Here is a 19,618-nt window from a genome sequence, read left to right as displayed (position 1 = left end):
AGGGGGTACACATGTACGGACCGTCGCGACGCACCATGCTCGGCACCGCCGGCGCCATCGGCCTGACGGGGCTCGGCGCCCTCGGCACCACCGTCGGCACCCCGGCTCCGGCCCACGCGGCCGAGGAGCCCGCCTCGGGCCCCGCCCTCGATACGGATTCCGCGCGCTCCGTGCTCAATCGGCATCTCCCGCACCACGCGGACCAGTTCGGACTGAGACTCGTCCCGGCCCGGGAAGGCCGGGACCACTTCCGCGTGACCGGCGCCACGGGCCGCATCGAGGTGTCGGGCACCACGCCCGCCGTGCTGCTCACCGGCGTCCACTGGTACCTGAAGTACGTGTGCGGCGCGCACATCGCCTGGAACGGCTCCCAGCTCGACCTGCCGCGCCGCCTGCCCGCACCGGCCCGCCCGCTGACCCGCGCCACCGGACTGCGCCACCGCTTCGCCCTGAACGACACCAACGACGGCTACACCGCCCCGTACGCCGACTGGCCGTACTGGGAGCGCATGATCGACGTCCTCGCGCTGCACGGCTGCAACGAGGTGCTCACCATCGCGGGCACCGAGGCCGTCTACCACCGCGTCCTCAAGGACTTCCAGTACACCGACGCCGAGTCCCGCGCCTGGCTGCCCGCGCCCTCGCACCAGCCGTGGTGGCTGCTGCAGAACCTGTCCGGGTACGGCGGCCCCCTCTCCCCCGCGATCATCGAGCGGCGCGTCGACCTGGGCCGGAGAATCGTCGACCGGCTGCGCGAGCTGGGCATGGCGCCGGTGCTCCCCGGCTACTACGGGCACGTCCCGGACGGCTTCGTGGCCCGCAACGGCGGGGACGCGCGCGTCGTGCCGCAGGGCACCTGGCACGGCTTCAAGCGGCCCGACTGGCTCGACCCGCGCACCGACGCCTTCGCGCGGGTCGCCGCGTCGTTCTACCGCCACCAGCGCGAACTCTTCGGCGCCGCCGACCACTTCAAGATGGACCTGCTGCACGAGGGCGGCACCGCGGGCGACGTACCCGTGCCCGCCGCCGCGCAGGGCGTGGAGAAAGCCCTCAGGACCGCGCACCCCGGCGCGACCTGGGTGATCCTCGGCTGGCAGGAGAACCCGCTGCCCGCGCTCCTCGACGCCGTCGACCGTCAGAAGATGCTCATCGTCGACGGCGTCTCCGACCGCTACGAGAAGGTCAGCGACCGCGAGCGGGACTGGGGCGGCACGCCCTACGCCTTCGGCACGATCCCGAACTTCGGCGGCCGCTCCACCATCGGCGCCCGTACGCACCTGTGGCAGGAGCGGTTCTTCGCCTGGCGCGACAAGCCGGACAGCGCGCTCGTGGGCACCGCGTACATGCCGGAGGCCACCGACCGCGACCCCGCCGCCTTCGAGCTGTTCTCCGAACTGGCCTGGACGGACGACGAGGTGGACCGCGCCGACTGGTTCTCCGCGTACGCCGACTTCCGCTACGGCGGCCGCGACAGCCGCGCCCGCGCCGCCTGGCGTGCCCTGCACGACACCGCGTACCAGCACAGGGCCGTCGAGCGCAGCGACCCGCACGACTCGCTCTTCGCCGCCCGCCCCGACCTGGCCGCGAACCGCGCCGCCGAGTACGCGCCGCGCGCCCTCACCTACGACCCCGGGCGCTTCGACGCCGCCCTCGCCGGACTGCTCGGCGTCGCGCCCGGACTGCGGCGCAGCGCCGCCTACCGGCACGACCTCGTCGATGTCGCACGCCAGGCCCTCGCCCACCGCAGCCGCCAGCTCCTGCCCCAGCTCAGGGCCGCGTACGCACGCAAGGACCAGGACACCTTCCGGGCCCTCGCGAACCTGTGGCTGCGCCTCATGCGGCTCTCCGACGACGTCACGGGGACGCATCCGGCGTTCCTGCTCGGCCCCTGGATCGAGGACGCCCGGCGCCTGGCAACCGACGACACCGAGCGCGCCGAGTTCGAGCGCACCGCGAAGGTCCTCCTCACCGTCTGGGGCGACCGGCCCACCTCCGACCCCGGCAACCTCCACGACTACGGCAACCGCGAGTGGCACGGCCTGACCGGCGACTTCTATCTGCCGCGCTGGCAGAAGTGGCTCGACGAGCTCGCCGACGCGCTCGCCGCCGGGCGGGCGCCCACGCCCGTCGACTGGTACGGGGCCGTGGAGGAGCCGTGGACGCGGGAGCGCAAGGACTTCTCCCTGCGGCCCGTCGGCGACGCCCACCGCACCGCCGCCCGCGTCCACGACGTCCTCGCCCGCGCCCCCTACCAGGGCACCCTCGACGTCACCGCGGAGCCGCCGTCCTTCCCGCCCGGCGGGCACGCCCGCGTCTCCGCCCTCTTCCGCAACGTCAACGGGCTGCGCGCCACCGGCCGCGTCGACTTCGCCCTCACCGGCCTCGACGCCGAGCCCGACGGGCCGACGTCGCTGCCCCGGGTGCCCGCCGGGGGCAGCGGCTCCGTCGCCTGGCGCGCCGACGCCCCCGACACCCCCCTCGACCGGCCGCTGCGACCCCTCCCCTACACCCTCACCGCCCGGTACGGGCCACGGGGCGAGAAGCGGGTGCCCGCCGTCCACACCGGGACCCTCTTCGTCGCCGGGCCCCTCGGGCCCGGCTGGAAGACCTACACCAACAACGGGGCCGTCTTCGGGGAGTTCGACGGGCGGTACGCCATCGACGGGAGCGGCGCCGATCTGTGGCGGGGCACCACCGAGTTCGGCACCCTCTACCGGGCCGGGGCCCTGCGCGACGGCGTGACCGTCACCCTGCGCGTCGACTCCCAGGCCGCCACCGGGCCCTGGGCCCGCGCCGGCATCATCGCCCGCAACTCGCTCGCCACCCCCGGCTCACCCGGCTTCCTCAACCTCGCCGTCACCCCCGCCAACGGCGTCGTCCTCTCCTACGACACCACCGGCGACGGCACCCTCGACACCTACCAGCGCGTCACCGGCGTCCGCGCCCCCGTCCTCCTCCGCCTCTCCCGCGCCGGGGCCACCTTCACCGGCGCCCTCTCCACCGACGCCGGCGCCACCTGGCGCACCGTCGCCTCCGTCCCCGTCACCGGGGCCGCCGCCACCCAGGACGTGGGGTTGTTCATGACGGCCACGCATGGGGGTGCGGGGGGTCGGGGGACGGTGGAATTCAGCGCCTGGCAGCTGACCTGACCCTGCGGGGCCCCCAGTCCCGCCCCTTCTCCGATCCCGGGGCTCCGCCCCTGGACCCCGGGGGTGGGTGTCCCCTTGCCGTGAGACGGCGCGCCCCCGATCGGCGCTCCGCGCCTCGTCCTCAATCGCCGGACGGGCTGAGATTCAGCCGGGGCAGTCTGAAGGGTGCGGGGCGGGCCTGATGGTGCCGACTGCCGGGTCGCACGCATGGTGGGGGCGGGCGGGCGGGAGAAAGCCGGTCCGGCGCTTGAGGAGGAGGCGCGGAGCGCCGATACGGGGGTGACCCCGGCGGAGCTGAGGGTGCCGGGCTGTTGCTCGGCTGAGCCGAGGTCGGGCGGGCGGGCGGGAGAAAGCCCGTCCGGCACTTGAGGACAAGGCGCGAAGCGCCGATACGGGGGCGACCCCGGCAGGGCTGAGGGTGCCGGGCTGTTGCTCGGCTGAGCCGAGGTTGGGCGGGCGGGTGGGAGAGAGCCCGTCCGGCGCTTGAGGAGGAGGCGCGGAGCGCCGATGCGGGGGTGACCCCGGCGGGGCTGAGGGTGCCGGGCTGTTGCTCGGCTGGGCCGAGGTTGGGCGGGTGGGTGGGAGAGAGCCCGTCCGGCGATTGAGGACGAGGCGCGGAGCGCCGATTCGGGGGTGACCCCGGTGCCGGGCAGGGGAAATTCAAGGGCACCCGGGGAGGCCGCCGTGGCAGGGTGTGACCATGGACGCAGACTGGGAGAAGCGCATAGCCGCAGCGTGGGACGACCTCGACACGTACGGGGAGGAGCGCGCCGAGGAGTTCAGGGCACGCATCGACGCACTGGTCGGGGAACTGCCGGAGGCCGACGCCCGGGCCCCCTTCGAACGCGCCTGCGCGTTCGACTCGACCGGCCACTCGGACCAGGCCGTCCCCCTGTACCAAGAGGCCTTGACCCACGGCATCGACGGCTACAACAGACGCCGCACAGTGATCCAACTCGCCAGCTCCCTGCGGAACACCGGCCGCCTCCAGGAGGCCATCACCCTGCTCACCCCGGAACTGGACGCGGAACACGACGAGTTGGACGACGCCGTCCGCGCCACCCTGGCGCTGTGCCTGATCGACGCGGACCGCGGCCGCGAGGCCGTCTCCCTCGCGGTGGGCGCCCTCGCCCCCCATCTCCCGCGCTACCAGCGTTCGATGGCGAACTACGCGCGCCTCCTGGTCGAGCCCGAGTAACCCCGCGCACCCCCGCCGAAGGCCCCCGCGCCCACCAGCGTGAAGTGACCGCCGGACGATTCGCTCGTTCTGCTGAACGTGTCGTCATCGCAGTCCACGAAAGCCGCCTCCCCGAGCGGCCCCGCATCACCCGTCGTCGACGTGGAGCAGGCCGAGGCCGCCCTCGTCGAGCACTACCCGCGCCTGGTCCGCCTCGCCTACCTGGTGCTGCCCCCGGCCCTGGGCCGCAACCGCCGCGTCCTGACCGCGCACGCCCTGGTCCAGCGGGCACTGCCCCGCGGCCGCGCCAGCGCCCCCGCGGTCCCCGACCAGCGCAGGCAGGCGGGCCGCGGCACCGACCCCGGCTACGCCTACGTCCGCTGCCAGGTCCTGCGCGCCGCACTGGACGCCGGGCTCCCGTTGAAGCGGCGGGCCTGGCCCAAGCGCGCCCAACTGCCGCCGCTCCTGCCACAGGTGTGGGGCCTCAGGCTGTTCCCGCGCTCCGGCGGCGCCGACGAACTCGCCCTGGACCAGCGGCTCGCCGCCCTGTCCGGGGCCGCCCGCGCCGCGTACGTCCTGCGCGGGCTCGAACGGCTCACGGACGACGAGACCCGGCGGATCCTCGACGCCGTCGGCGTCGACACCGACCCGGAATCCGAGGAGGCCGACGGCATCGCCGCCGCGCTCGCCGAGGTCGGCGCCGAAGGACCGCCCGGCGGCCGGGGCCCGGCCGCGCTCCTGGAGTCCCCCGAGTTCGACCCGTGCTCCCTGCAGGCCCGGCCCACCGACCTGATGCGCCGCCGCCAGCACCTGAAGGCCGCCGCCGTCGCGGCCGTCGCCGCCCTCGTCTGCGGGGCGCTGCTCGGCATGCCCGGCGACGGCTGGGGCCCGGACGGCGCCGCCGCGCCCCCGTACGCGAAGAACCCCGCCGCCGAGGCCGCCCTCGACCCCGGGCGGCTCACCCGGGCCGCGCCCGCCGCCTGGAAGCAGTCCGCGCGCACCGACTTCTCCGTGTGGCCCGCGCGCGGCGAACTCACCGACGACAAGGCGCTGTTGCGCCGCGCTCTCGCCGTGTGGGCGCGGCCCGGCGAGACCGTGCAGGTGTCGGCGACGCCGGGCACCGCGTCGGGGGCGCCGCCCGGGCCCCCGCAACTGCTGTTCGCGGGGCCCGTCGACGGGGCCCGCGTGGTGCTCCTCTACGACGGGCTGCGCGTCGTGCGGTACGCGGAGCCGCAGGACGGGACCGGCGGCGCCGCGCTCGACTTCGCCCGCGTGGACGGAGCCGAGGCCGGTGACTCCGGGGCCGTCGTCGTGGGGCGCGCCGACGGCAACGTCCGCTATCTGACGGCGCCCTGGGTGCGTACCGCCGTCGTACGCGACCTCCTCAAGCCCGATGCCGCCACCACCTCGCTGCGGCGCTCCGCCGACGGGGTCACCGACCCCTTCGGCAGCCCCGCCCTCGCCCGTGAGTGCCGGTCCTGGAACGCCCTCCAGCTCCGCGACCACACCGGGGCCTCGCGGCTCGCCACCGACCTCGGCGAGCTGACGCCCGCGCGCCTCACCGCGGGGCGGCCCGACGCGCCCCGCGAGGCCGCGCCCCAGGACTGGGCGAAGACCGCCTGCTCCCTCGCCGCGGCCCGGTCGCACGGGGTGCGGGCCGTGAACTCCTGGCAGTACGCCCGGCAGGCGATGCCCGACGGGAGCGGAGGTGCGGCGTGGGTGTGCACCCGGGCCGAGACGTGGCGTGGTGGGGGCGGGCGGGTGCTCGCCCAGTTCCTCGCGCCCGGGGCCGCGGCGGGGGCCGTCGCCGCCAAGGCCGAAGGGGGGCCTGCCTGTGGGGTGCGGGAGCCGCGTGTCCTTGCCGGGGTGCTGTGGAAGTCCCCTGCGGGGGGCTGGTATCTGCTCGCCGCGGGCAGCAAGGACGTGTCCTCCGTGGCCGTGTCCGGCGGTGAGCGCGTCTCCGGCAATGTCCTCGCCGCACCCACCCGTCAGGGCACTCGCCCCACGGTGACGGGCACTCTGCCCGACGGCACGAAACTCCCCACCCTGCGCTGACCCCGATCGCCGCTCCGCGCCTCGTCCTCAATCGCCGGACAGGCTCTCTCCCACCCACCCGCCCGAACTCGCACCGGCCTGGCCAACGGCCCGGCACCTTCAGCCCCGAACGGGTCACCCCCGATCGCGCTGCGCGCTCGTCCTCAAACGCCGGACAGGCTCTCTCCCACCCACCCGCCCCCACCATGCGTTCGACCAGGCAGTCGGCACCGTCAGGCCCGCCTCGGGGCAGTGGTTCTCAGCCCGTCCGGCGATTGAGGACGAGGCGCGGAGCGCCGATTCGGGGGCGCGCCCGTCCCACGGCAACGGGACACCCACCCCCGGGGTCCAGGGGCGAAGCCCCGGGATCGGTGAAGGGGCGGGGTTGGGGAAAAGTCGCCGCACACACCTGTACCACCCCAGCTACCCACCAGTACATTGACGCCATGTCTAATACGAAGGCCCGGCTCCCGCAGCCCGTAGCCTCCGAGCACATAGCGCTCAAGGCACGCAACGTCTCCTTCTCCTGGGACAGCACCCCGCTCCACTGGCTCCCGGGGGACCCCTTCACGACGCACACGATCAACGTGCTGCACCTCCTGCTCCCGGCGGGCGAGCGCTGGTTCGTGCACGTGTACAAGCAGGTGCTGCCCCTCATCAGGGACGAGCGGCTGCGCGAGGACGTCATCGGGTTCATCGGCCAGGAGGCCATGCACTCGCAGGCGCACGACGAGGTCCTGCCGCACCTGCGGGAGCAGGGCCTCGACCCCACCCCGTACACCGCCCAGGTCGACTGGCTCTTCGAGAAGCTGCTCGGCGACCGCACGCTGCCGCCGGGCAGAGCCCGGCAGTGGTGGCTGATGGAGCGCGTCGCGATGATCTCGGCGATCGAGCACTACACCGCGTTCCTCGGCGACTGGGTCCTGAACGCCGAGGAGTTGGACCGGCGCGGGGCCGATCCGACGATGCTGGACCTGCTGCGCTGGCACGGCGCGGAGGAGGTCGAGCACCGGGCGGTCGCCTTCGACCTGTTCATGCACGTCGACGGGAGCTACCGCCGCCGCGCCCGCACCTGGGCCACGGCCTTCACCGCGCTGGTGTTCCTGTGGCAGCGCGGCGCCCGGTTCTTCATGGAGAACGACCCGACGCTCGTCGACGGCAAGGCCTCCTTCCGGGACTTCCACCGCAGCGGCCGCGCCGGCACCCTGCCCACCACGGGCGACATGATCCGCTCCATCCCGCGCTATCTGAGCCACGCCTACCACCCCTCCCAGGAGGGCAGCACCGAGCAGGCCGTCGCCTACCTCGCCTCGTCCCCCGCGGCCACCGCCGCCGAGGCCCGCGCGAACGGGGCCGCCTGACATGCCCCTTCCCCTGACCCGCACCGCCCGCGCCGTGATCCTCGCGACCGGCGCCGCCCTCCTCGCCCGCCGCGCCCTGCGCCGCCGCATCGACGCCTCCCCGCTGTGGCCGCTGCCCGCCCTGGAGGAACCCGTCTCCGGGCAGCCGCGCTCACGGGCGCTGCGGCTGCGCGTCGCCCGGCACGAGCGGGTCGCCGACGGCGTCGCACAACTGCGCCTGGAGGGCGGGCATCTGGACGGGCTGCCCGCCTGGGAGCCCGGCGCGCATCTGGATCTCGTGCTGCCTTCGGGGCTCGTACGGCAGTACTCGCTGTGCGGGGATCCCGAGGACTCGTCCTCGTACACCGTCGCCACCCGGCTCATCGGGGCGGACGAGGGCGGCCGCGGCGGGTCCCGCGAGGTGCACGAGGCGCTGCGCGAGGGCGTGGAGGTGGAGGTGCGCGGGCCGCGCAACCGGTTCCCGCTGGTCGACGACGCCGGGGCGTACGTCTTCGTCGCGGGCGGCATCGGGATCACGCCGGTCCTCGCCATGGTGCGGGCCGTGGACGCGGCGGGCGCCGACTGGCGGCTGCTGTACTGCGGGCGGAGCCGGGCCTCGATGCCCTTCCTGGAGGAGTTGGAGAAGCTGGGCGGGCCCGGCGGGCGGGTGACCGTCGTCGCCGAGGACGAGGCCGGGCGGCCCGATGTGGGGGGCTTCCTCGGGGCGGGCGCGGCGGGTGCCGTGTACGTGTGCGGGCCCGAGGGGCTCATGGACGCCGTCGCCGGGGCGCTGCCCGAGGGGTGCGCCCTGCACCTGGAGCGGTTCGCGCCCGCCACGGCCGCGGGCGGCGAGAGCGCCTTCGAGGTCGAACTGCGGCGCAGCGGCCGCACGGTGACCGTGGGCGCGGACACCACGGTGCTCGCGGCCGTCCGCGCCGAGCTGCCCGACACCCCGTACTCCTGCGAGCAGGGGTTCTGCGGGACCTGCCAACACCGGGTCCTGGAGGGCGAGATCGACCATCGCGACGAGCTGCTCACCGACGGCGAGCGCGGGGACTCGATGCTGATCTGTGTGTCACGGGCGCGCGGCACGCGGCTCGTGCTCGACGCGTAGCGGCGCGGCGGGCGCGGGTGGGACGTGGCGCGGGCGAACAGGCGGAGCGGGGGCGTCCGTTCACGGCCGGATCGCATCGGTAGAGTGTTCGCATGACTACCGGGATGCGCCGCAGGATGGGTGTCGAGGAGCGGCGGCAGCAACTGATCGGGGTCGCGCTCGAGCTGTTCAGCCACCGCTCGCCCGACGACGTCTCCATCGACGAGATAGCGTCGGCGGCGGGCATCTCGCGCCCGCTCGTCTACCACTACTTCCCCGGCAAGCTCAGCCTGTACGAGGCGGCGCTCAAGCGGGCCGCCGACGAGCTGGCCGAGCGGTTCGTCGAGCCGCACGAGGGGCCGCTCGGGGCGCGCCTGCTGCGCGTGACGGGACGTTTCCTCGGCTTCGTCGACGAGCACGGTCCCGGTTTCTCCGCGCTGATGCGCGGCGGTCCCGCGGTGGGCTCGTCGACGACGAACGCGCTCATCGACTCGGTGCGGCAGGCCGCGTACGACCAGATCCTCGCGCACCTCGGCGTCACGGCGCCGCCCGCCCGGCTCGAACTCGTGGTGCGCTCCTGGATCTCGCTCGCCGAGTCGACGGCGCTGATCTGGCTGGACGGCCGCCGCATCCCGCGCGCCGAGCTGGAGCTCCAACTGGTCCACGACTTCGCGGCGTTGGCGGCGGTGAGCGCCGCCTACGACGACGAGATGGCGCTGCTGCTCGGCGGCATCCTCGCGGACGAGCCCGCCGACGGGCCGTTCGCCGACCTGCTCGGACGGCTCGCCGCGCTGGCGCCGCGCGCCGTGCTCCCGTAGGGCGGGCGCCGGTCACGCCCCCGAAGCGGCCGGCGTCTCAGCCGTCCGTCGCCTTGCGGTAGGACGCGTCGAGGTCGCGCACCTCCGCCGACACGTGCACCACGCACCCCGCCACCGGCTCGAGATGGCGGCGTACGAGCGCGACCGCTTCCTCCGTCACCCGCGCCTTGACCTCGGCCGTGCGGCCGGGAAGCAGTCCGATCAGCACGTGCACCACCGCGTGCCCGTCCTCGTCGCCGCCCACCACGGTCGCCTCTGTGCGCACGAAGCGGGTCTTGCAGGCCTCCAGGGTGGCGGCCGCCTCCTCGACGAGCACCGGGTGCAGCGCGAGCGCGAGGCCCCGCCGGTCGAAGGAGTCCGCGAGCGGCTCGGAGTAGTCGACGGTGATCTGCGGCATGGGTGTTCTCTCCGGCGTGCGTACGGATACGGATCTGAGTGATCACCTTGTCTCCGTACGGGCTCCGCGCGCAAGGCCGACCGGGCCGTCCACGTGCGGCCGTCCCCTAGGCGCCGACGGCCGGGGCGGTCAGGCGCAGCGCCAACAGCGCGATGTCGTCGTCCCGTTCGCGGCCGAAGCTCGCCAGGAGCGTGTCGCACAGGGCGGTCACGCCGGGCGGGGCGGCGGCGGCCGCGAGGCGCAGGTGCTCCATGGACACGGCGAGGTCCGTGCCGCGGGTCTCGATGAGCCCGTCGGTGACCATCAGCATGCGGTCGCCGGGGGCCAGCCGGGTCTCCACGGGCGGCGGCCGGTCGAGGCCGAGGCCCAGCAGCGGGCCGTTCACCTTGATGTACGCGGCGGGGCCGGTGTCGCTGACGACGAGCGGCGGGATGTGGCCCGCGTTCGCGACGCGGATGCGGCCCGTGGGCGGGTCGACGAGGGTCAGGCACATGGTGGCGGTGACGTCGGGGTGGTAGCGCTGGAGCATCCGGTCGAGGCGGGCGGTGAGGCGGCCGGGGTCGGGGTCCTCGACGCAGTACGCGCGCAGGGCGTGGCGCAGTTCCACCATCACCGTGGCCGCGTCGAGGGAGTGGCCGACGACGTCGCCGATGCCGGTGAGCACCCCGGCGGGCGTGGGCAGCGCGGCGTAGAAGTCGCCGCCGATCTCCGCCTGCCGGGAGGCGGGTTCGTAGCGGACGACGACCTCGGCGCCGGGCAGGTCGGGCAGCGCGCTCGGCAGGAAGCTGTGCTGGAGTGTGAGGGCGATGTGGCGTTCCTTCTCGTACATCAGGAGCCGTTCCGCGACGCGGGCCGTGGCGTGGGCCAGGCGGCCGAGGTCGGGGGCGGAGTCCTGGGCGTACGCGGCGGTGGCCAGGCACACCGGCGCGCGGTCCTCGCGGGTGCGGGCGAGGGCGAGCAGCGCCCCCTCCCCCGGCGCGGAGAGCCCGGCCGCGTCCGCCGCGGCGCCGTCCCGCCAGTGCGCCGGGTAGCCCTTGCCCGCCCGGTCCGACGTCCCCTCGCCGCGGCTCGACGTGAGCGGCGACGGCCCTCGCGAGGCCCCGACGAATCCGGCGGGCCACATCGGCCCGGGCACGGTCGTGGTGTGGACGCCGTTCCTGCCGGACATCAGGCGCCACATCAGGTGGGCGGCGCTCTCGTGCGCGTCGGCACCGGGCGGCTCCGCGACGCGGCGCGGGGAGCGGCCGCAGTGGATCTCGCCCTCCTCACCGAGGACGAAGGCCGCGGCGGGGGCGTCGGCGAGGCCCGCCGCGCCGGCCGCCGCGGCGTCCACCAGTTCGCGCACCGAGCTCGCGGACTGCACGTCGAGGACGGCCTCGGCGAGGCGGCTGAGGCGGCCCGCCCGGGTCTGGGCGGCGCTGCGGTGGCGGGCGCCGCGGGCGGCGGCGCGGACGACGGCGGCGATCTCCTCCGGCTCGGCGGGCACGGTCAGATAGGCCTCGCCGCCCGCGTCGAGGCCGCGGCAGCGGTCCGCGGAGCCGTGCGCGGCGGCGGAGAAGTGCACGACGGGCAGGGACGCGGTCGTCGGGGACGCCTTCAGGCGGCGGCACAGGTCGTAGCCGCTCATGTCGGGCAGGCCCACGTCGACGAGGGCGACGTCGGGCAGCTCGCCCGCGCGCAGCCGCGCGTCGAGTTCGGTCAGGGCCTCCCCGGCGCTCGCGGCCAGGACGACCCGGTGGCCGGCGCGGCGCAGCACCGCGCCCAGCGCGTACCGGCTCGCGGCCACGTCGTCGACGACCAGGACCGTGGTGACCCCCGGCCCGGTCTCCCCTTTGTCACCCTTGACTGCTTTGTCCCTTACGCCCACGTGGACATCCCCCAGGAGCGGCGGACGGTAACGGGCCCTTGTGGGGCTCGCCCGTCCACGCTAGCGCCCTAACACACCACCGGGGAGTACGTGGCCGCGGTCCGACCTGGAACGGTGGAGATCACCCGACCTGCCGCGGCCGCCCCTGGCTTGACGCTAGGATCCGCCCTCTCCCGGGCGAGGTCCGCCCGGCGTTCGTGACCTTCGCCTCGCGCGGCACGTTCATCCCAGTGCCCGGATCCGTCGGGGCGACACTGAGGGGAACGGCAGGGAATCCCCGTACCGGCAAGGGACTTCATGACCCAGCACATCACCGACGCCACCACCGATGCCACCACCGACCGCGCCGCGGCCCGCGACGCGGGCCGCGGCTGGTGGCACGACGCCGTCATCTACCAGGTCTATCCGCGCAGCTTCGCCGACGCCGACGGCGACGGCATGGGCGACCTGCCGGGCGTGACGGCCCGCCTGCCGCACCTCAGCGACCTCGGCGTGGACGCGGTCTGGCTCTCCCCGTTCTACGCCTCGCCGCAGGCCGACGCGGGCTACGACGTCGCCGACTACCGCGTGGTCGACCCCGTCTTCGGCACCCTCGCCGACGCCGACGCCCTGGTGCGCCGGGCCCACGACCTCGGCCTGCGGGTGATCGTCGACATCGTGCCCAACCACTGCTCGGACCAGCACGAGTGGTTCCGCGCGGCCCTGGCGGACGGCCCGGCGTCACCGCTGCGGGAGCGCTTCCACTTCCGCCCCGGCCGCGGCCCGGGCGGCGAACTGCCGCCCAACGACTGGGAGTCCGTCTTCGGCGGCCCCGCCTGGACCCGCACCACCGACCCCGACGGCACCCCCGGCGACTGGTACCTCCACCTGTTCGCACCCGAGCAGCCCGACTTCGACTGGGAACACCCCGCCGTACGCGACGAGTTCCGCTCCGTCCTGCGCTTCTGGCTCGACCTCGGCGTCGACGGCTTCCGCGTGGACGTCGCCCACGGCCTGATCAAGGCCCCGGGCCTGCCGGACGTCGGCCACGGCGAGCAGGTCAAGCTCCTGGGCGCCGCGCCCGTGCCGTACTTCGACCAGGACGGCGTGCACGAGATCTACCGGGACTGGCGGGCGCTGCTCGACGGCTACGACGGGGAGCGCATCGCCGTCGCCGAGGCGTGGACGCCGACGGTGGAGCGCAGCGCGCTGTATCTGCGCCCCGACGAGCTGCACCAGGCCTTCAACTTCACGTATCTCACGACGGGCTGGGACGCGGCCGCGCTGCGCGCCGTCATCGACCGCTCCCTGGCCGCGATGAACTCCGTGGCCGCGCCCGCGACGTGGGTGCTCTCCAACCACGACGTGGTGCGGCACACCACGCGCTTCGCCGACGGCGACCCGGCAAGGGGCCTGCGCCGGGCGCGCGCCGCCACCCTGTTGATGCTGGCGCTGCCCGGCTCCGCGTACCTCTACCAGGGCGAGGAGCTGGGCCTGCCCGAGGTGACGGACCTGCCCGACGAGGTGCGCCAGGACCCGGCGTTCTTCCGCGGCGCCGGGCAGGGTTCGGGGCAGCGTTCAGGACAGGAAGGCACGCGGGACGGGTGCCGGGTGCCGCTGCCGTGGTCAGGGGCGCGGCCGCCGTTCGGGTTCGGGCCGGTCGCGGGCGGGCCGAGCTGGCTGCCGCAGCCCGCGGGGTGGGCGGACCTCACGGTCGCGGCGCAGCAGGGCGACCCGGCGTCGACCCTGGAGCTGTACCGGGCGGCGCTCGCGCTGCGCCGCGCGCACCCGGCGCTCGGCGCGGGCCGGGACGTGGTGTGGGAGGAGGCGCCCGCGGGCGTGCTCGCGTTCCGCAGGACCGCCGCGGGCCGCACCCTCGTCGTGACCACGAACCTCACCGGCCGCCCCGTCACCCTGCCCGCCCCCGGCACCCCGCTGCTGTGCAGCCTCAACTCGCGCGCCCCGGGAGCCGACTTGGGCGGGCCCGGCGCCAACGCCGTGCTCCCGCCGGACGCGACGGTCTGGTGGGAGCGGTGAGGCCCGCCTTGTGGGCAGCGTGAGGCACGACCGGTACAGTCCAATCCTGTGACCGCGCGACTGGCCGACATCGCAGCACAGGCGGGGGTCAGCGAGGCGACCGTGAGCCGGGTCCTGAACGGCAAGCCGGGCGTCGCTGCGGCCACCCGCCAGTCCGTGCTCGCCGCCCTCGACGTCCTCGGCTACGAACGGCCCGTGCGGCTGCGGCAGCGGAGCGCGGGCCTGGTCGGCCTGATCACGCCGGAGCTGGAGAACCCGATATTCCCCGCCCTCGCCCAGGTCATCGGCCAGGCCCTGACCCGGCAGGGCTACACCCCGGTGCTCGCCACCCAGACCCCGGGCGGCTCCACCGAGGACGAGCTGACCGAGATGCTGGTGGACCGCGGGGTCGCGGGCATCATCTTCGTCTCGGGCCTGCACGCGGACACCACCGCGGACACCGAGCGCTATGAGCAGTTGCGCGCGCAGGGGGTGCCGTTCGTCCTCGTGGACGGCTTCTCGCCGAAGGTGCGGGCGCCCTTCATCTCGCCCGACGACCGCGCGGCGATGCGCCTGGCCGTCACCCACCTGGCCTCGCTCGGGCACACCCGGATCGGGCTCGCCCTCGGGCCGCGGCGCTTCGTCCCCGTACAGCGGAAGATCGAGGGGTTCACGCGGTCGATGCGGGAGACGTTCCGGCTGGGTCCCGAGGACGCCGAGGCCCTCAAGGACATCGAGACGGAGCTGGTCCAGCACTCCCTGTACACGCTCGAAGGCGGACAGGCAGCGGCGGCCGCGCTCCTGGACCGGGGCTGCACGGCCGTGGTGTGCGCCAGCGACATGATGGCGCTCGGCGCGATCCGGGCCGCGCGGGAGCGGGGCCTGGAGGTGCCGGACGACGTCTCCGTGGTCGGCTTCGACGACTCGGTGCTCGTCGCCTTCACCGATCCACCGCTGACGACGGTCCGCAAGCCGGTGCCCGCGATGGGCCAGGCCGCGGTGCGCACGCTCCTGGAGGAGATCGGGGGTACCCCCGCCCCCCACAGCGAATTCGTGTTCATGCCGGAGCTGGTGGTCAGGGGCTCGACGGCCGCGCGCACGGCCCCCGGGGCGTAGGGACCGGTCGTCCTCGCGGTGGCGGGGATCCCCTCGTACTTGGGGCGTAGGGAATGCGGCCGGAACCCGACCGGGGGATGATCTGAGCAGTGGTGGCTATCTGGCAGACTCTGTGCCTATGGGTGAGATGACTGTGACGACACTGGAAGGCCAACAGGGGCCCACCACCTCATCACCCATCGCGGGCGAGGCAGATGACCGCAATGGGCGGAATCTCCTGCGTCGGCTGCGCACGCCCCGGCGTCCGAAGCTGTGGTTCGAGATCCTGTTGATCGCGGTGAGTTACTGGACGTACTCACTGATCCGCAACGCCGTGCCGGAGCAGAAGTCCGCCGCGCTGCGCAACGCCGACTGGATCTGGGACGTCGAGCAGAGCCTCGGCCTCGCCTTCGAGCGCTCGGTCAACCACGCGGTCGACTCGGTGACATGGCTCATCGTCGGCATGAACTACTACTACGCGACGCTGCACTTCATCGTGACGCTCGGCGTCCTGGTGTGGCTCTACCGCTGCCATCCCGGCCGGTACGCGGCCACGCGTCTGGTGCTCTTCGCGACGACCGCCGTCGCCCTCCTCGGTTACTACCTGTATCCGCTCGCGCCGCCCCGTCTCGTGCCCGGCGGCGACTTCATCGACACGGTCGTCGTCCACAACACCTGGGGCTCGATGGCCTCGGGCGACCTGAAGAACATGTCGAACCAGTACGCGGCCATGCCGTCGATGCACATCGGCTGGTCCCTGTGGTGCGGCCTGACGATCTTCGCGTTGGCGTCGGTGCCCTGGGTGAAGGTCCTCGGCCTGCTCTACCCGACGCTCACCCTGGTCGTGATCGTCGCCACCGCCAACCACTTCTGGCTGGACGCGGTCGGCGGCATGATCTGCCTGGCGTTCGGCTACACGGTGGCGCGCCTCTGGTACGGAAAGCTGCCGTACGCCCTGCCGAAGCTGGTGCCGGAGCAACAGCCACGGAAGAAGGCGTACGCCCGCTAGGCGCACGCCCCGGCTACGCCCCGTAGAACCGCTCCTCCATCACCGCCCGTGCCCGCCGGGTGATCCTGCGGTAGTCGTCCAGCATCACGCCGACCTGACCCGCGTCATAGCCCAGGTACCGCCCGACGGCGGCGAGCTCCCTGCCGTCCGACGGGAACGTGTCGCCCGCCCTGCCCCGGACCAGCATCACCGCGTTGCGCACGCGGGTGGCGAGCACCCAGGCCTCGTCGAGGATCGCCGCGTCCTCCGTGGCGATCAGCTCGGCCGCGCACGCGGCGTGCAGGGCCTCGCGGGTGCGGGTGGTGCGCAGGCCCGGCTCGGCCCAGCCGTGCTGGAGCTGGAGCAGCTGCACGGTCCACTCCACGTCGGAGAGGCCGCCGCGGCCGAGCTTGGTGTGCAGGGTGGGGTCGGCGCCGCGGGGCAGCCGCTCGGACTCCATGCGGGCCTTGAGGCGGCGGATCTCGCGGACCGCGTCCTCGCCGAGGCCCTCGGCGGGGTAGCGCAGCGGGTCCACGAGGTCGACGAAGGCGCGGCCGAGGTCGGCGTCGCCCGCGACCGGGTCGGCCCGAAGGAGCGCCTGCGACTCCCAGACCAGGGACCAGCGGCGGTAGTACGCCTCGTACGACTTCAGGGTGCGCACCAGCGGCCCGGACTTGCCCTCCGGGCGCAGGTCCGCGTCGATGACCAGGGGCGGGTCGGCGCTCGGCAGCTGCAGCAGCCGCCGCATCTCGGCGACGACGGCGTTCGCGGCCTTCGCGGCCTCCTGGTCGTCCACGCCCTCGCGGGGCTGGTGCACGAACAGCACGTCCGCGTCCGAGCCGTAGCTCAGCTCACGGCCGCCGAAGCGGCCCATGCCGATGACCGCGAACCGGGTCGGCAGCGTCTCGCCCCAGCCCGCGCGGACCACCGCGCGCAGCGTGCCCGCGATGGTGGCGGCCGTCAGGTCGGACACGGCGGTGCCGACGCGGTCCACGAGCGCGCCCACGTCGGCCTCGGCGGGGCTCTCCTCGGTGCCGTAGGAGGCGATGAGGTCGGCGGCCGAGGTGCGGAACAGCTCGCGCCGCCGCACCCCGCGGGCCGCCGCGACCGCCTGCTCGCCGCCGTCGGCGCGGCCCACGGCGGCCAGGACCTCCTGCTCCAGGGGGGCGCGTTCGCGGGGCTGCAGGCCGCGGGCGTCGCCGAGCAGCGCCACCGCCTCCGGGGCGCGAAGGAGCAGGTCGGGGGCGAAGCGGCCGGCCGACAGGACCCGGGCCAGGTTCTCCGCGGCGGCGCCCTCGTCGCGCAGCAGCCGCAGGTACCAGGGGGTCTTGCCGAGGGCGTCGGACACCTTGCGGAAGCCGAGGAGGCCCGCGTCGGGGTCGGCGGAGTCGGCGAACCAGCCGAGCAGGACGGGCAGCAGAGTGCGCTGGATGGCGGCCTTGCGGGTCACGCCGGACGCGAGGGCCTCCAGGTGGCGCAGGGCCGCGCCGGGGTCGGCGTACCCGAGCGCCACCAGGCGTTCCCTGGCCGCCTCCGTGCTGAGCCGGGACTCGCCGGGGGCGAGCTGGGCGACGGCGTCGAGCAGCGGGCGGTAGAACAGCTTCTCGTGCAGGCGGCGGACCACGGAGGTGTGCCGCTTCCAGGCGCGGGCGAGGTCGGTGAGGGGCTCGGTGCGCATGCCCAGGGAGCGGCCGATGCGGCGCAGGTCGGCGTCGTCGTCGGGCAGCAGATGGGTGCGGCGCAGCCGGTAGAGCTGGATGCGGTGTTCCAGGGAGCGCAGGAAGCGGTAGGCGTCGTCGAGCTGGGTGGCGTCCACGCGGCCCACGTAGCCGCCCGCGGCGAGCGCGGCGAGGGCGTCGAGCGTGGTGGCGCTGCGCAGCGAGGCGTCGGCGCGGCCGTGCACCAACTGGAGCAACTGGACGGCGAATTCGACGTCGCGCAGACCGCCGGGGCCGAGCTTCAGCTCGCGGTCGACCTCGCCCGCGGGGATGTTCTCGACGACGCGGCGGCGCATCTTCTGCACGTCGTCGATGAAGTTCTCGCGCTCGGCGGCCTGCCACACAAGGGGTGCGACGGCGGCCACGTAGTCCGCGCCCAGCTCGGCGTCACCGGCGACGGGCCGCGCCTTGAGCAGCGCCTGGAACTCCCAGGTCTTCGCCCAGCGCTGGTAGTACGCGAGGTGGCTGGACAGGGTCCGCACCAGCGGGCCGTTCCTGCCCTCGGGGCGCAGATTGGCGTCGACCGGCCAGATGGTGCCCTCGACCGTGGTCTCGGAGCAGATCCGCATCAGGTGCGAGGCGAGGCGGGTCGCGGCCCGCAGCGCCTTGTCCTCGTCGGCACTGTCGACGGCCTCACCCACGAAGATCACGTCGACGTCGGAGACGTAGTTCAGCTCGTGGCCGCCGCACTTGCCCATCGCGATCACCGCGAGGCGGCACTGGGCGGCGTCGGCGGGCGCGGCCCTGCGGGCCATGGCGAGCGCGGCGCGCAGGGTGGCCGTGGCGAGGTCGGCCAGCTCGGCGGCGGCCTGGGAGACGTCGGTGGTGCCGCAGACGTCGCGGGCGGCGATGGACAGCAGGCAGCGGCGGTAGGCGACGCGCAGCGACACCGGGTCGTGGGCCTCGGCGAGGCCCCGCTCGAACTCGGCGACGCCCGGGTGCAGGTCGACGGCCTCGTACGTGACCAGGGCCCGCCAGTCCCCGGGGTGCCGGGCCAGGTGGTCGGCCAGGGCCTCGGAGGCGCCCAGGACGCCGAGCAGGCGGTCCCGCAGGGGCTTGGCGCTGATCAGGGTGTCGAGCAGTTCGCGGCGCGCGGTGTGGTCCGGCTGCGCCTCCGTGAGCCGGACCAGGCCGAGCAGCGCCAGGTCCGGGTCGGCGGTGGCGCCGAGGGCGTCGAGGAGCACCGGGTCGGTGCGGACGGCGTCGAGCTCGGGCGCGGCGAGGAGGCGTTCGGCGGCGGACGGGTCGGTGAACCCGTACCGCAGCAGCCGCGTGAACGTACTGCTCCTGCGCCCCTGCGGCACCGTCATCCCCGCGCCCTTCGCTCGCCTGTTCCTGGCCACGAGCCTACCCAGGGCCCGGCCGATGAGTTCTGCCCGCGTGCGGGGTCCCCACTGGGACAGGACCATGGAGAGCAGGAGGCCACGTCATGCCGAGCCGGGAACCCCGTACCGATGTCGACCCCCGCTACAGCAGCGAGGGAGTCGCCCCGACCCCCTGGCCCCGGGCCCGGGACGCCCTGGCGGCGGCCGAGCTGTTCTGGATCTCGACGGTCCGTCCCGACGGGCGCCCGCACGTCACCCCGCTGAGCGCCCTGTGGCACGGGGACGCCCTGTACTTCTCCACCGGCCCCGAGGAGCGCAAGGCCCGCAACGTGGAGGCCAACGCCGAGGTGGTCCTGACGACGGGCACCAACGCCTGGTACGAGGGCCTGGACGTGGTCGTCGAGGGCACGGCGGTCCGCACCACGGACGAGGCGCTGCTGCGGGAGCTCGCGGCTGCCTGGGAGCAGAAGTACGGCGGCTTCTTCCACTACGACGTGGGGGACGGCTGTTTCCTGCACCCGTCGGGACGCGCGTACGTCTTCGTGGTGGCGCCCCGAACAGCGTTCGGGTTCGGCAAGGGCGAGCCGTTCAGCCAGACGCGTTACCGCTTCTCCTGACCCAC

At 74.5% G+C, this 19,618-nt stretch carries 13 protein-coding genes; 10 read left to right on the top strand and 3 right to left on the bottom strand.

The genetic code is table 11. The features are described 5' to 3' along the window. The first annotated feature begins 11 nt into the window (after positions 1 to 11). The 6 genes from AB6L24_RS08465 (at position 12) to AB6L24_RS08440 (ending at position 9,611) form a co-directional block, all read left to right on the top strand. A complete protein-coding gene (locus tag AB6L24_RS08465) occupies positions 12 to 3,149 on the top strand; it encodes an alpha-N-acetylglucosaminidase (protein ID WP_405653821.1) in 3,138 nt (1,045 codons plus the stop codon). 700 nt (positions 3,150 to 3,849) lie between these two features. Beyond that, a complete protein-coding gene (locus AB6L24_RS08460) occupies positions 3,850 to 4,347 on the top strand; it encodes a tetratricopeptide repeat protein (protein ID WP_405653818.1) in 498 nt (165 codons plus the stop codon). 69 nt (positions 4,348 to 4,416) lie between these two features. After that, on the top strand, positions 4,417 to 6,381 hold the full coding sequence (locus AB6L24_RS08455) for a hypothetical protein (protein ID WP_405657097.1): 1,965 nt from the start codon (positions 4,417 to 4,419) through the stop codon (positions 6,379 to 6,381). 425 nt (positions 6,382 to 6,806) lie between these two features. Beyond that, a complete protein-coding gene (locus tag AB6L24_RS08450; RefSeq protein WP_405653816.1) occupies positions 6,807 to 7,721 on the top strand; it encodes a metal-dependent hydrolase in 915 nt (304 codons plus the stop codon). A 1-nt stretch (position 7,722) separates the two neighbouring features. Continuing rightward, positions 7,723 to 8,814 carry a PDR/VanB family oxidoreductase gene (locus AB6L24_RS08445; protein WP_405653814.1) on the top strand — a complete coding sequence of 364 codons (1,092 nt, stop codon included), beginning with the start codon at positions 7,723 to 7,725 and terminating at the stop codon, positions 8,812 to 8,814. Positions 8,815 to 8,906: 92 nt separating this feature from the next. Then, a complete protein-coding gene (locus AB6L24_RS08440; RefSeq protein WP_405653811.1) occupies positions 8,907 to 9,611 on the top strand; it encodes a TetR/AcrR family transcriptional regulator in 705 nt (234 codons plus the stop codon). A gap of 37 nt (positions 9,612 to 9,648) precedes the next feature. Here the strand turns inward: AB6L24_RS08440 and AB6L24_RS08435 are convergent, their stop codons facing one another. Next, positions 9,649 to 10,008: a 5-carboxymethyl-2-hydroxymuconate Delta-isomerase gene (locus tag AB6L24_RS08435; RefSeq protein WP_405653809.1), complete on the bottom strand. Its 360-nt coding sequence runs from the start codon at positions 10,006 to 10,008 to the stop codon at positions 9,649 to 9,651. A gap of 106 nt (positions 10,009 to 10,114) precedes the next feature. Beyond that, complete coding sequence (locus AB6L24_RS08430) at positions 10,115 to 11,875, bottom strand: SpoIIE family protein phosphatase (protein WP_405653807.1); 1,761 nt, start codon at positions 11,873 to 11,875, stop codon at positions 10,115 to 10,117. A 297-nt stretch (positions 11,876 to 12,172) separates the two neighbouring features. On the opposite strand from AB6L24_RS08430, the gene AB6L24_RS08425 reads away from it, so the two are divergent. From AB6L24_RS08425 to AB6L24_RS08415, 3 genes are all read left to right on the top strand, one after another. Beyond that, positions 12,173 to 13,891, top strand: a complete 1,719-nt coding sequence (locus AB6L24_RS08425) for a glycoside hydrolase family 13 protein (protein WP_405653805.1) — start codon at positions 12,173 to 12,175, stop codon at positions 13,889 to 13,891. Positions 13,892 to 13,939: 48 nt separating this feature from the next. After that, positions 13,940 to 14,986: a LacI family DNA-binding transcriptional regulator gene (locus tag AB6L24_RS08420; RefSeq protein ID WP_405653803.1), complete on the top strand. Its 1,047-nt coding sequence runs from the start codon at positions 13,940 to 13,942 to the stop codon at positions 14,984 to 14,986. A 118-nt stretch (positions 14,987 to 15,104) separates the two neighbouring features. Continuing rightward, positions 15,105 to 15,974, top strand: coding sequence for a phosphatase PAP2 family protein (locus AB6L24_RS08415; protein ID WP_405653800.1), 870 nt, complete (start codon positions 15,105 to 15,107; stop codon positions 15,972 to 15,974). 13 nt (positions 15,975 to 15,987) lie between these two features. On the opposite strand, the gene AB6L24_RS08410 is transcribed toward AB6L24_RS08415, so the two are convergent. Continuing rightward, entirely contained in the window at positions 15,988 to 18,981 is a 2,994-nt protein-coding gene (locus AB6L24_RS08410) for a bifunctional [glutamine synthetase] adenylyltransferase/[glutamine synthetase]-adenylyl-L-tyrosine phosphorylase (RefSeq protein ID WP_405653798.1), read from the bottom strand. Positions 18,982 to 19,100: 119 nt separating this feature from the next. On the opposite strand from AB6L24_RS08410, the gene AB6L24_RS08405 reads away from it, so the two are divergent. After that, positions 19,101 to 19,613, top strand: coding sequence for a pyridoxamine 5'-phosphate oxidase family protein (locus AB6L24_RS08405; RefSeq protein ID WP_405653796.1), 513 nt, complete (start codon positions 19,101 to 19,103; stop codon positions 19,611 to 19,613). The last annotated feature ends 5 nt before the right edge of the window (positions 19,614 to 19,618 follow it).

Source organism: Streptomyces sp. RK9, assembly GCF_045070545.1.
GTDB classification, from domain to species: domain Bacteria; phylum Actinomycetota; class Actinomycetes; order Streptomycetales; family Streptomycetaceae; genus Streptomyces; species Streptomyces alboflavus.
Note: the sequence above shows the minus strand (reverse complement) of the source record. Positions and strands in the feature narration are given on the sequence as shown.